This window comes from Streptococcus oralis subsp. tigurinus, assembly GCF_002093545.1.
Lineage (GTDB): Bacteria > Bacillota > Bacilli > Lactobacillales > Streptococcaceae > Streptococcus > Streptococcus oralis_C.
Window position 1 is genome coordinate 103,699 of the sequence record NZ_LNVF01000001.1, and the last position, 14,163, is coordinate 117,861.

Sequence of the window (14,163 nt, forward strand, 5' to 3'; positions counted from 1 at the left end):
CCAGTTGTCATAAAAGCAGTAACTTTACATTTTTGAATAAATTTGATAAAATATGGTTATGTTATAAAAGGTGACATAAAGGAGTGAATGATGATCAAAATGAAAAAAAGACTAATCGAGACAGGTCTTGTCTTAGCGACAGGGATTTTGCTTTCGGCGTGTGGACAGTTCAACACAAATACTAGCACTTATTCATCAACATTTAGTGCGAATCCAACAACTTTTAACTATCTTCTAGATTATTATGCAGATAATACTGCCGTTATTACCAATCTCGTAGATGGTTTGCTAGAAAATGATAGCTATGGCAACCTAACGCCAGCTCTAGCTGAGGATTGGTCTGTTTCAGCAGATGGTTTGACCTATACCTACAAGCTTAGAAAGGATGCCAAGTGGTACACGGCTGATGGTGAGGAATATGCTTCAGTCAAGGCTCAGGATTTTGTCACTGGGATCAAATATGCCGCTGACAACAAGGGGCAAGCCATGGATCTGATCCAAAATTCAATCAAGGGATTGAATGACTATGTGACGGGTGTGACCAATGACTTTTCGACTGTTGGTGTCAAAGCCTTGGATGATTACACAGTCGAGTACACTTTGACTCGACCAGAACCGTATTGGAATTCAAAGACAACCAATAGTATCCTTTTTCCAGTCAACGAAGAGTTCTTGAAATCAAAGGATAAAGATTTCGGTACCTTGACGCCAGACAGCATCCTTTATAATGGTCCATATTTGTTAAAAGATTTCACATCAAAATCTTCGATCGAGTATGTGAAGAATCCACACTATTATGACCATGATAAAGTGACCATTGAAAAAGTTAAGTTAGCCTACTTTGATGGGTCAGATCAGGAGATGACGATTCGAAACTTTGAAAGTGGTGCCTACTCACTTGCGGGAGTCTATCCAAATAGTTCGAACTATACTAAGACAAAAGAAAAATACCAAGACAATATCGTTTATAGCTTACAAGACAAGACATCTTGGTACTTTAACTTTAACGTCAACCGTAAGACCTATAATCATACTGCTAAAACAACGGACGAACAAAAGAAATCAACTCAAACAGCTATTTTAAATAAAAACTTCCGTCAGGCTATCAACTTTGGTATTGTTCGAACAGCCTACTCTGCTCAATCTAATGGTGAAGAAGCAGCAAGCAAGACCCTTCGTAATACTCTAGTTCCACCAACATTTGTCCAGGTGGGAGATAAGACCTTTGGAGAAGTAACAGCTTCTAAGCTTGTGAACTACGGGACTGAGTGGTCAGGCATCAATTTGGCAGACGCTCAAGATGCCTACTTTAACAAGGAAAAGGCCCAAGCAAAATTTGCAGAAGCTAAAAAGGAATTGGAAGCCCAAGGCGTGACTTTCCCAATTCATTTGGATGTTACTGTTGATCAGACGAATAAAAATGCGGTTTCTGGTATGAACTCGGTTAAACAAACCCTTGAAACAGTACTAGGTTCTGACAATATCGTCATTGATGTTCAACAGCTTTCTACAGATGACTTTGGAAATGTTGCCTTCCTAGCACCAAATCCAGCAGCTCGTGACTACGACCTAAACTTTGATGGTTGGGTTGGTGATTACCAGGATCCATCAACTTATCTAGACCCCTTCAATGCTGAAACCGGCTTCTATCTCAAGATTTTTGGCCTTGATGCCAAGGAAGACCAAGAACTCATTAAGAGTCTAGGGTTAGATACCTATACACAACTACTGAAAGAAGCAGATGCCGAGAACAAAGATGTCGCTAAGCGTTATGAAAAATACGCTGAAGCTCAAGCTTGGATGATTGACAATTCTCTAGTCATGTCTGCTATGTCAAATGGTGGTACAGCCTCTGTAACTAAAGTAACTCCGTTTACACGTGCCTACTCCCTAGTAGGTATCAAGGGTGACGGAAATAATTACAAGTACATGAGATTGCAAAAAGACCCTGTTACCAAGAAACAATTTGATGAAGCCAAGGCTAAGTGGGAAGCAGAAAGTAAAAAGGCTATTGAAAAGAGCCAAAAAGAGTTTGAAAATCATATCAAATAAAAACAGAAATGGGGCCTCATAATAAGGGGCCTTGTTTTTGTTTTATCAAGGATTCCGTTAATGGAAGTCATAAATTCAAAATATAGCTAAGAAAAAATGAATGAAAACGCTGATAATAGCAGGAATGGATGGAATTTCTTTCATGATTGTGATATAATAATTATAATTATTAACGTGTATAGGGGATTACCATGAGTAGACGTTCAAAGAGAAATCGTTCAGGAAATGTGAAGCGAAGTATTAATATAGCTTTATTAGCCATTTATTTATTATTGAGTGGCTCTTTGTTGTTCTTAATTTTTAGACATAATATCCTAGCCTTTAGGCATCTCAATATCTTAGCTACAGTTGTAGTTTTACTATCTGCTATCGCAGCTCTACTTTTGATAGTATATAAGAAAGCCGAAAAGTTCACGATTTTCTTTTTGGTACTTGCGGTGTTGACTAGTTCGGTTTCGCTATTTGCTTTGCACCAATTTGTGGGTTTGACCAATCACATCAATGCGACATCAAATTACTCAGAGTATTCGATGAGTGTTGTGGTTTTAAAAGATAGTGAAATCAACAACGTTACCCAGTTGGATAGTGTGACAGGTCCGACTGAAACGGATAATGACAATATCCAAAAATTGATAGCGGATATTAAGACGACTCAGAGCAAAGACTTGGCGGTTGAACAAAGTGTATCTTACTTAGCAGCCTATAAGAGCTTGATTTCAGGTGATGCGAAAGCGATTGTCTTGAACAGTGTCTTTGAAAACATCATTGAAGCAGAGTATCCAGATTATGCTTCGAAGATTAAGAAAATCTATACGAAAAAACTAACCAAGGATGTTGCGGCACCAAAGGTATCTAAAAATCAATCCTTTAATATTTATATCAGTGGTATTGATACTTACGGACCCATCAGTTCAGTTTCACGTTCAGACGTCAACATCTTGATGACTGTAAATCGAGATACTAAGAAAATCCTTCTCACCACAACACCTCGAGATTCTTATGTTCCGATCGCGGACGGAGGAAATAATCAAAAGGATAAATTGACTCACGCGGGGATTTATGGGGTGGACTCATCGATTCATACCTTGGAAAACCTATATGGAGTTGATATTAACTACTATGTTCGTTTGAATTTTACCTCTTTCTTGAAATTGATTGACCTTCTAGGTGGTGTGGATGTTTATAATGACCAAGATTTCACTTCTTTGCATGGGCAGTACCATTTTCCTGTTGGGAATGTCCATCTAGACTCTGAAAAAGCCCTTGGTTTTGTCCGCGAACGCTACTCTCTAGCAGATGGAGACCGCGACCGCGGTCGGAACCAGCAAAAAGTCATTGTTGCCATCATTCAGAAGTTAACATCAACAGATGCTTTAAAGAATTATGACAATATTATTCAAGGATTGCAAGATTCTCTTCAAACCAATATGCCTTTGGAAACCATGATGGACTTGGTTAATACACAGTTGGATAGTGGCGGTCAGTATAAGGTCAATTCCCAAGACTTAAAAGGAACTGGTAGAACGGATCTTCCATCCTACGCTATGCCAGATAGCAACCTCTATATGATGGAAATTGATGAAAGTAGCTTGGCTGCAGCCAAGGCAGCTATCAAAGATGTGATGGAGGGCAAGTAGCATGATAGACATCCATTCACACATCGTTTTTGATGTGGATGATGGTCCAAAGTCGATAGAGGAGAGTAAAAACCTTTTAAGAGAAGCCTATAGTCAAGGGGTTAGGACCATTGTTTCCACGTCTCATCGTCGGAAAGGGATGTTTGAGACACCAGAAGAGAAGATAGCAACTAACTTTTTGAAAGTTCGCGAAATGGCCAAGGAAGTTGCTGATGACCTAATCATTGCCTATGGGGCTGAAATCTACTATACGCCGGATGTCGTTGAGAAGTTAGAAAAGAAATTAATTCCCACGCTCAACGATAGTCGCTATGCTTTGATTGAGTTTAGCATGAATACACCTTATCGAGATATACATAAGGGATTGAGTGATATTCTAATGCTGGGTATTACTCCAGTCATTGCCCATATTGAACGCTATGATGCTTTAGAAAATAATGAAAAGCGCGTGCAAGAGCTGATTGACATGGGATGTTATACTCAAGTCAATAGTTCTCATGTCTTGAAACCGAAACTCTTCGGAGAAACTTATAAATTCATGAAAAAGAGAGCTCAGTATTTTTTAGATCGTGACCTCGTTCATGTAATCGCTAGTGATATGCACAACTTGGATCGTAGACCTCCTCATATGGAAGAAGCCTATGATATTATTGCCAAAAAATATGGTGAAAACAAGGCCAAGGAACTCTTTAAAGAGAACCCAAGAAAAATCATAATGGATCAACTAATTTAGGAGAAACAATGAAAGAACAAAATATGATGGAAATTGATGTATTTCAATTACTTAAAATCCTTTGGAAACGAAAAGTTCTGATTGCATTGGTAGCAATCGTAACAGGGGTAGTAGCCTTTGCCTACAGTAGCTTTATCGTAAAACCTGAATATACCAGTACGACACGTATCTATGTAGTTAATCGTAATCAGGGAGATAAGCCTGGATTGACAAACCAAGATTTACAAGCGGGATCTTACTTGGTTAAAGACTATCGTGAAATTATTCTTTCGCAAGACGTTTTGGAGAAGGTCACAACGGATTTGAAACTGGATCTTCCTTCAAAAGGTTTGGCTAGTAAAATCAAAGTGACCGTACCGGCTGATACACGTATCGTATCTATCTCTGTTACAGATCGTGCGCCTGAAGAAGCAAGTCGTATCGCCAACTCATTGAGAGAGGTTGCAGCTCAAAAGATTATCAGTGTTACACGGGTTTCGGATGTGACAACACTCGAAGAGGCTCGTCCAGCAACATCACCATCTTCACCAAACATTCGTCGTAATACCATGATTGGATTTCTCGCTGGAGCGGTTGTGATGATTGTCACGGTTCTCCTCATTGAACTCCTAGACACACGCGTTAAACGACCAGAAGACGTTGAGGATGTTATGCAAATTGCATTATTAGGAGTTGTTCCAAATTTGGATAAGTTAAAATAGGAGAGAAAAATGCCAACGTTAGAAATCACACATAAAAAATTGGATCCGGCAATAAAAGCAGAGGAATATTACAATGCGCTTCGTACCAATATACAATTGAGCGGAAATAACTTAAAAGTTATTTCGATTACATCAGTAAAACCAGGGGAAGGGAAGTCAACTACTTCTACTAATATTGCTTGGGCTTTTGCGCGTGCAGGTTATAAGACCTTGTTAGTAGATGCTGATATTCGTAATTCTGTCATGTCAGGTGTTTTTAAGTCGCGTGAAAAGATTACGGGATTAACAGAATTCTTATCTGGGACAACAGATTTATCACAAGGGCTATGTGATACCAATGTTGAAAACTTGTTTGTTATTCAAGCGGGTTCTGTATCACCAAACCCAACAGCTTTGCTGCAAAGTGAAAATTTTGCAACCATGCTTGATACCTTGCGCAAGTACTTTGATTATATTATTGTGGACACCGCTCCTATCGGAGTTGTGATTGATGCGGCTATCATCACTCAGAAATGTGATGCTTCGATTCTGGTGACTGCAGCTGGTGAAACAAATCGCCGTGATATCCAAAAAGCCAAAGAACAATTGGAACAAACAAGTAAACCATTCTTGGGGATTGTATTAAATAAGTTGAATACCTCGGTTGAAAAATATGGATCATATGGAGCTTATGGCTCTTACGGGAAAAAATAAGAGATAGCTTAGGAAAGATATTATGGAAGAAAAAGGATTGAAGATTACTTTGGCGGTAATCCAGAGTTTTCTTGTCATTATGTTAGCTTATTTACTTAGTTTTGTTAAGGAAACAGAGATTGTAAATACTTCTGTTATCATCTTGTTCATTCTGCATTTTGTTGTTTTTAACATTAGTGATTATGAGCGTGATTTTTTTAAAAGGGGTTATTTGACTGAGTTTATCAGCACTACAAAATATATCGTTTTCTTTGCTTTAGCCATCAGTATTTCAAACTTCTTTTTAGAAGATCGTTTTAGTATCTCTAGACGAGGCATGATTTATTTTTTGACAATACACTCCATTCTGTTGTATTTGTTGAATCTGTGCATTAAACGCTATAAGAGACGTATCTTTCCAAATTTGAAGGGGAGTAAAAAGATATTCTTGATAACAGCTACTTCCAGAGTTGAGAAAGTTGTAGATAGACTGATAGAGTCGGGAGATATTTTTTGGGAATTGGTGGCGGTCAGTGTTTTGGATCAGCCTAATTTTCAGCATGCATCCGTAACCGTTGTACCTGCAGAGAACATCTTAGACTTTGCTACCCATGAAGTTGTTGATGAAGTTTTTATCAATTTACCAAGTGAAGAGTATGACATCGGGGAGTTCATCTCTCTTTTTGAAACAATGGGAATTGACGTGACAGTTAACCTGAATGCTTTCAATAACTATCTAGGTAGCGATAAAAAGATTCGCGGAATGGCAGGCTTGAATGTCATTACGTTTTCTACAAAATTTTATAAGACAAGCCATGTAATTGCTAAACGCTTCATTGATATCATAGGTTCGATTATCGGATTGTTTATTTGTGGATTGGTCAGTATTGTTTTGGTTCCGGTGATTCGAAAAGATGGTGGACCCGCTATTTTTTCTCAAACTCGTATCGGAAAAAATGGTCGACATTTCACTTTTTATAAATTTAGATCTATGTGCGTGGATGCTGAGAAAAAGAAACAAGAGCTCCTTGCACAAAATACCATGCAAGGTGGAATGTTTAAGGTGGATGATGACCCACGTATCACGAAAGTTGGTCGTTTTATAAGGAAGACTAGCTTGGACGAGTTGCCACAATTTTACAATGTTCTAAAGGGAGATATGAGTTTAGTTGGTACACGACCACCAACAGTGGACGAGTATGAACAATATACACCTGAGCAGAAACGTCGTCTTAGCTTCCGACCAGGAATCACAGGTCTCTGGCAAGTTAGTGGACGAAGTGAAATAACGAATTTCGATGATGTGGTCAAACTTGACGTAGAGTATATTGATGACTGGACAATCTGGAAAGATATTGAAATTTTATTGAAGACCGTTAAAGTAGTATTTATGAGAGATGGGGCAAAGTAATTTCTGCCCCTCAGTCTTGTTAGGAGAGAAATGAAACAGTCAGTTTATATCATTGGTTCAAAGGGGATTCCTGCCAAGTATGGAGGATTTGAAACCTTTGTTGAAAAATTAACCGAATACCAAAAAGACAGCAACATACAATACTATGTTGCTTGTATGCGTGAAAACTCAGCTAAATCTGGTATCACGGATGATCAGTTTGAGCACAATGGCGCCATTTGTTTCAACATTGATGTGCCTAATATTGGCCCGGCTCGTGCTATTGCTTACGATATTGCAGCGGTCAATAAGGCTATTGAATTGGCTAAGGAAAACAAGGACGAGGCTCCCATTTTTTACATTTTAGCTTGTCGCATTGGGCCCTTTATTTCTGGACTCAAGAAAAAAATTCGTGCGATCGGTGGCCGGATGCTGGTAAATCCAGATGGACATGAATGGCTACGAGCAAAATGGAGCTTACCAGTTCGTAAGTACTGGAAATTCTCAGAGAAACTCATGGTCAAGCATGCCGATTTATTGGTATGTGATAGCAAAAATATCGAACAATATATCCAAGAGGACTATAAGCAGTATCAACCAAAGACCACCTATATTGCCTATGGGACAGATACTGCTCCTTCAAGCCTGAAGGCAGAAGATACCAAGGTCCGGAACTGGTATCATGAAAAAGGTGTTAGCGAAAATGGCTATTATCTAGTGGTGGGACGATTCGTCCCTGAAAACAACTACGAAACCATGATTCGTGAATTTATCAAGTCTAAGTCCAAGAAAGACTTTGTACTTATTACAAATGTGGAGCAGAATAAATTTTACGACCAGTTGTTACAGGATACTGGTTTTGACAAAGATCCTAGGGTTAAATTTGTTGGTACGGTCTATGACCAAGAATTGCTCAAGTACATTCGTGAAAATGCTTTTGCCTATTTCCATGGGCATGAGGTTGGGGGAACCAACCCCTCTTTACTAGAAGCCCTTGCCTCAACAAAACTAAATTTGTTACTGGATGTTGGTTTTAACCGTGAAGTTGGTGAGGATGGAGCCATTTACTGGAAAAAAGAAGAGTTAGCGCATGTAATCGAAGAAGTGGAACGATTTGATGAAGATGCTATTTCGGAATTAGACGAAAAGTCTAGCCAACGAATTGTAGATGCATTTACGTGGGAAAAGATTGTGTCGGATTATGAGGAAGTGTTCATTGTATGAAAATTTTGCATTATACTTTAGGCTTTCAACCATCACGTACAGGTGGTCTTGTCAAGTACGCTGAGGATTTGATGACTCAGCAAGCTATAGATGGACATGAAGTAATTGCATTATATCCAGGAGAAATCTCTTTTATATTTAGGCAAGTTAGAATAAAAAAAGCAGAGAATCGAAAATTCCAATGCTACAAAATAATAAATAGCTTGCCCTTGGCTCTATTTGGTGGTATTTCAGAACCAGATAAATTTATGAAGAGCTGTGATAAAGTTTCTTATAGGAAATTTTTGAAAAGCATCAAGGTAGATGTGATTCATATTCACTCGCTTATAGGCTTACATAAGGAATTTCTTGAAGTTGCAAAAGAATTAGGGATTAAAACTGTATTTACAAGCCATGATTATTATGGTTTGGCGCCAGTTCCGCATTTCTATTTTAACGGAGTAGATTATAGTAGTAATAATACTAATTTAGCATGGAATGTTATGTCCTCCAACGCTCTCAGTGTAAAGAAACTTCGACTCTTTCAAGTCCCTTTTTACCCAACAATTCGGAAATTGCTGAAAATACTTGGGAAAAATCCAAAATCCAAGAAAAACTTAGTAATTCGTGAGGTCACAGAGGCTATTGACTACAGTGGTCTCCGTTCATATTATAAAGCAATGTTTAGGTTGATAGATGCTTACCTTTTCAATAGTCAGTTAGCTAAGGAAGTTTATGAAGCTAATCAGATAACCCCTAAAAATAATAGCATAGTTTCCATTTCTAACAGCTCAATAACTAAGCATAATATTCTTTCTAATTCTCGGGAGAAAACAGTGGTAGCTTATATTGGGCCTGATGAGGAATATAAGGGGTATTTTGATTTTCTAAATATAGTTGATGATTTAGATCTGGAAAAGTATGATATTAAAACATATGGGCATTTTCCAAATGAAGATTGCCCATCCTATATCCAACAGAATGGTTATTTTACAAAAGAAACTATCGATAGGATATACGCTGATATAGATATTCTTATCGTACCTAGTAAATGGAAGGAGACATTTGGTTTCATCACGATGGAGGCGTTATCTTATGGTGTTAATGTATTTGTTAGTGAAAATGTGGGTTCAAAAGACTTAGTTTCTCAAAATCATATATTTTATGACAAACAAGACCTACTTGATAAATTGAATAGTGTCCAGCGTGAGACAGTTAAACTTAAAACTTTGAAAGATCACGTAATAGAGATTATAGAATATTATTCAAGAGTTAGAATGTAAGAAACAATGCTAATTAGATGAATTAATATCAGTTGTTTTGCACTTGGTCATTAAGGATAAACAATTGCAATTTGGTAGACATCTATAATACGGCAGGTAGAATTATTTTTGGATAGTTATATTAAGAACTTCTTGGAATTATATAAAATAGATAGAAAAGATTAGTTATGAATAAAATAGATTTTGTTGTTACTTGGGTAGATGGTGGAGATCCTATTTGGCAAGCCAAGAAGGCTAAATATTCTGGAGCTGTGGATACTTCTAAAAACAGTATGAATTCTGTGAAAGCCTACCGTGATTGGGGAACCTTTAAATACTGGTTTAGAGGGGTTGAAAAGTTTGCCCCTTGGGTCAATAAGGTCTACCTCGTGACCGACCAGCAAAAGCCAAGCTGGTTAGATATAAACAGTGAAAAATTGGTCTTGGTAGATCACACAGAGATTATATGCAATGACTACCTACCAGTTTTTTCTTCTAATGCAATTGAAGCAAATCTTCATAAGATTTCTGGTTTAAGTGAGCACTTTGTGGTTTTCAATGACGATATGTATTTGACGGCTCCAGTTGAACCAACAGATTTTTTCTCAGAGGATGGTTTGCCCAAATATAATACGGCACTTTCACCGATTATTCCTGAAAGATATGGAACAGGAAATTTTCAGATAAATGACATGGAGATTGTCACCAGCTATTTCAGTCGAAATGAAATTTTGAAAAATGGCCAATTCTTTGATCCGAAGCAGGGATTAAAAAGTATTGTTAAGTCGCTATTATACAGAAATAGTCAATTTATCTGTGGTTTCTGGGAGAGTCACCTGCCCTACCCCCTATTAAAATCAACGATGAACTTGGTATGGGAAAAGGAAAAAGCAGTCTTGGAGAGAACATCAGCGAGTCGTTTCAGGAATCCCTCTGATACCAATGTTTGGCTTTTTAAATATTGGCAAATTGCCAGTGGTCAATACGCTATCGGAAATCCTAAGTTAGGAGGCCTCTTTTCTTTGGATAATGCTGGACCAGATTTTTGGAAGCTACTGAATTCTGGCAAATACCAAATTATGTGTATCAATGATGGATTTGATATCAATGATGAAGAGAAAGTGATGCATGAATTTATTACGACAATGGAAAAGTTGTTACCTGAGAAAAGTGTATTTGAATTATAAAAAAGGAGTGAGACTATGCCAACTGTTTGTGCTCTAGTTGTTACATACAATCGTTCAAAATATCTTCAAAAGGCTTTAGAAGGTATTTTAAATCAACAGCAGGAAATTTCAGGAGTTTTAATTTATAACAATAATGCTACAGATAATACTGAAGAAACTCTTATTAAATTAGGTTATGTTGACTCAAAAGGTGATAAGATAAAAGAAAATTATCTTTATTCGACCGAAAAAGATGGAAAGCACTTTTACTATTACCATAATGACGAAAACCTAGGAGGTGCTGGGGGCTTTGCAAATGGAATTCGATTAATTTCAGAGCTTAATTATGATTATGTTTGGATTATGGATGATGATGTCTATCCGGAACCTAATTGTTTAGCTGAAATCATGAAACAAATGGGTGCCCAGAATGTACAGGTAGGTATTCCAAATCGTACGGATGAAAATTTTGATGATCGCGCTATTATCGGTTTTGATTTTGATGATTATCATAAGTTTTGGACAGAAATGAGGAAGACAGTAACTTATGGTCCGTTTAATGATGATGCTATAAAAGTTGTTGATATGCCATTCGAAGGTCCAGTTGTTGAAATGTCGTTACTTCGTAAAGTTGGTATACCTGATAGTGGTTTTTTTATTGAATATGATGATTCAGATTTTGCACAACGTCTACAAAAATATTCAGAAATTATTTTTGTTACAAAGGCGCAGTTGCATAGACAACTTGCTGTAAAGGTTGATCCTTCTGTTGTAAAAAAGGAAGAGCCATATAATTGGCGAAATTACTATAAAATTAGAAATAACATTATTTTTGATAAGCGTTATGGAAAAAATTGGAAAGTTCGTCAACTTAGTCCTATAATTTTAATTGCTCACCATATTGTCTTAGCAAATCGTCGGGGTCATTTAAAACAAAATCTCCCGATTATATGGAAAGCTTTTTGGGATGGGGTTTTCCAACGTATGGGGAAACGTGTAGACCCTAATTATTAGTAAGGAGAGAAAAATGTCTGAATTGCTGTTGAGTTTTATAATGCCGACATATAATTCCTCACTATACATTGAGGAAACATTAGACAGTCTTTTTAGATCCATAGGCGACTACTCTGATATTACTGAAGTTATTTGTGTTGATGATGGCTCCTCGGATAATACGATTGAGATAATTGAACGTTATCAGAGATTATTTCCAAATTTATATTTATTTAAAAATTCTCACGGTGGAGTGAGTTCTGCTAGAAATACTGCATTAGAACAGGTGAGTGGTAAGTTTTTAACTTTTGTAGATAGTGATGATTTGTTCTCAAGTGATTTTGTTGAATATTTTATGAACTTAGAACAAAATTTTGATTTGTTATTTACAGATGTGAAAAATACAGGAGGGGTTGTCAGTTATACTTCCGTGTCCCCAAATGATAAACTTGGTATATTTAAAGCTAATTTTGGAATTGGTAAGTATACAATACATCCCGGAATTGCTGGAAAATTTTTCAGAAGTCAATTTGTTCAAGATAACCAAATTAGATTTAATGAAAAGCTGTCGTTTGCTGAGGATATTCTATTTAATTTTTCGGCATTAACTATAGCTAACAATGTTCTACTTGATGATAAAGAATTCTATTATGTTAATGGTACTCATAGTTTGATGTACTACAATGAAAAAAATCTTACTGGTCAGCTTGAATTTGTTAAGGAAATTCGTTTACTTTTGAAACAATATCCAGAGAGTGACTCTAAAGATTTAATTGAAAGAATGGTTGTTCTTAAGGCAATGACAGTTTATATTGACCGTTACTTTGGTCCACTATGGTTAAATGGAACGTATACCTTAAACGAGGCTTCAGAACAACTTAAAGACGTAATTGAGAAACATCATTTTCAAAAAGTTTTCAAATTTAGGGATTTAGATAGTCAAATTGGAAAACGTTATGTTGTGTTTAGGAAATTATTGAGATTCAAACAATATAAGTTATGCCTGATATATAATCGGGTAATGGATAAAATTAAGGGATATGAGAGGTTTAGGAAACATTGATTGGTGATTTCTGTTTACAAAAATTATAGAAATAACATGTCTAATAGATATTATTACTATATATCTCTGTCAAAATTATTTTGCTTCATTTTAACACAACAATCGAAAGGTATGGTGAGTACTTGTGAATAACAATCGCTCTATTTCAGAAAAAATCTATTTATCTACTCTTTTTTTGTGGGTTATTGTCACTTCACTAGTAACAACCACTTATTTTGTTCGATTAGATGGTTTTCTATTCTTGTATAGGATGCTTCTCTATTTTACTATTATCATGATTTTGATAAAAGAGTTTATCACTCTTCCGAAGACCTTGTATTACTTTAGGTTTCACTGGAAATCGCTGTTAATAGCACTTGCATTCCTCTTTTCGATGTTGATAGTTTCAAAAAATCGTGATGGTTTACTTGACATAAACGTTTTATTATTAGTTTTTTCAGCTAGAGATATTGATTTTAGGAAATTGTTAGGAACGTTTTCTTTAGCGACATTCCTGGTACTTTGTTTGACAATTTATGCCAGTCAAAAAGGTATGATTGACAATATGTTTATGAATGCAGATGGTGGCTACCGTTTTAGTCTAGGATTTAACTATGTATCCTTTGCGTCACAGAGACTGTTTTTTGCCCTGTGTACTTATCTGATGTTTCGGGGCAAAAGAATTTCTTACCTTGAATTGTTGGGCCTACTCTTGGCTACCATTTATATGTATCAACAGACTTCGACATCTAGTCCGTTTTACTTAAGCATTTTGATACTAACCTATGCTTTGTTGAGTATTAAAATCTTTAAAAAAGAGTTTATCATTGGAAACTTCTGGACAAAGACACTTGTGCACTACGGTTTTATTTTAGCTTTAGTGATTATCTTGTATTTTTGTTTTTATTCATCTGGGAATTTATTTCACTTAGTCGATCAATTTACGCATAATCGCTTGCGTCTCAGTGTCAATGGTTTTCAAAATTTTGGAGTATCTTGGTTAGGGCAACCAATTTCCTTTACAACTCTTGATATATTTGGAAATTTCACTAGTAATTACAATTATATTGATAGCTCTTTTGTTCAATTATTGGTTATTGATGGCTTGATTGTCAGTGCATTTATGTTGTTTGCATTGACAAAAGTGATGCGTTATTTTGTGTCCATTCAAAAAGATATCGTACTGGCTTGCTTAGGGATTATGATTATCCATGGTATGTTTGATCCTCAGATGTTAGTTCTTCGTTATTCTCCATTAATCTTATTTATTAGTCGCCTATTTATTGTGAATGAGGATGCGAAAATTGAATAA

General features: G+C 36.4%; 12 protein-coding genes. All 12 read left to right on the forward strand.

Annotated features, from left to right (window positions below):
* Positions 1 to 90 precede the first annotated feature (90 nt).
* The 12 genes from ATE34_RS00530 (at position 91) to ATE34_RS00585 (ending at position 14,163) form a co-directional block, all read left to right on the forward strand.
* Positions 91 to 2,052, forward strand: coding sequence for a peptide ABC transporter substrate-binding protein (locus ATE34_RS00530; RefSeq protein ID WP_084910612.1), 1,962 nt, complete (start codon positions 91 to 93; stop codon positions 2,050 to 2,052).
* A 191-nt stretch (positions 2,053 to 2,243) separates the two neighbouring features.
* Positions 2,244 to 3,689, forward strand: a complete 1,446-nt coding sequence (cpsA, locus tag ATE34_RS00535; RefSeq protein ID WP_084910614.1) for an LCP family glycopolymer transferase CpsA — start codon at positions 2,244 to 2,246, stop codon at positions 3,687 to 3,689.
* Between the two features lies 1 nt (position 3,690).
* A complete protein-coding gene (gene cps4B / locus ATE34_RS00540) occupies positions 3,691 to 4,422 on the forward strand; it encodes a capsular polysaccharide biosynthesis protein Cps4B (RefSeq protein ID WP_084910616.1) in 732 nt (243 codons plus the stop codon).
* An 8-nt stretch (positions 4,423 to 4,430) separates the two neighbouring features.
* Positions 4,431 to 5,123, forward strand: coding sequence for a capsular polysaccharide biosynthesis protein CpsC (cpsC, locus tag ATE34_RS00545; RefSeq protein WP_084910618.1), 693 nt, complete (start codon positions 4,431 to 4,433; stop codon positions 5,121 to 5,123).
* 9 nt (positions 5,124 to 5,132) lie between these two features.
* Entirely contained in the window at positions 5,133 to 5,816 is a 684-nt protein-coding gene (locus ATE34_RS00550; RefSeq protein WP_084910620.1) for a tyrosine-protein kinase, read from the forward strand.
* A 22-nt stretch (positions 5,817 to 5,838) separates the two neighbouring features.
* Positions 5,839 to 7,206, forward strand: a complete 1,368-nt coding sequence (locus ATE34_RS00555) for a sugar transferase (RefSeq protein ID WP_084910622.1) — start codon at positions 5,839 to 5,841, stop codon at positions 7,204 to 7,206.
* A gap of 30 nt (positions 7,207 to 7,236) precedes the next feature.
* A complete protein-coding gene (gene cps2T, locus ATE34_RS00560; RefSeq protein WP_084910624.1) occupies positions 7,237 to 8,409 on the forward strand; it encodes a beta 1-4 rhamnosyltransferase Cps2T in 1,173 nt (390 codons plus the stop codon).
* The gene (locus tag ATE34_RS00565) at positions 8,406 to 9,671 is read left to right on the forward strand and encodes a glycosyltransferase (RefSeq protein ID WP_084910626.1); all 1,266 of its coding nucleotides are present in this window, start codon (positions 8,406 to 8,408) and stop codon (positions 9,669 to 9,671) included. The genes cps2T and ATE34_RS00565 overlap by 4 nt, the downstream gene beginning before the upstream one ends.
* Positions 9,672 to 9,838: 167 nt before the next feature.
* A complete protein-coding gene (locus ATE34_RS00570) occupies positions 9,839 to 10,837 on the forward strand; it encodes a Stealth CR1 domain-containing protein (protein ID WP_084910628.1) in 999 nt (332 codons plus the stop codon).
* Between the two features lie 15 nt (positions 10,838 to 10,852).
* Positions 10,853 to 11,830 (forward strand): glycosyltransferase family 2 protein, encoded by a 978-nt coding sequence (locus tag ATE34_RS00575; RefSeq protein WP_084910630.1) that lies wholly within the window; start codon positions 10,853 to 10,855, stop codon positions 11,828 to 11,830.
* A 13-nt stretch (positions 11,831 to 11,843) separates the two neighbouring features.
* Complete coding sequence (locus ATE34_RS00580; RefSeq protein WP_084910633.1) at positions 11,844 to 12,872, forward strand: glycosyltransferase family 2 protein; 1,029 nt, start codon at positions 11,844 to 11,846, stop codon at positions 12,870 to 12,872.
* Positions 12,873 to 12,996: 124 nt separating this feature from the next.
* Complete coding sequence (locus ATE34_RS00585; protein ID WP_084910635.1) at positions 12,997 to 14,163, forward strand: polymerase; 1,167 nt, start codon at positions 12,997 to 12,999, stop codon at positions 14,161 to 14,163.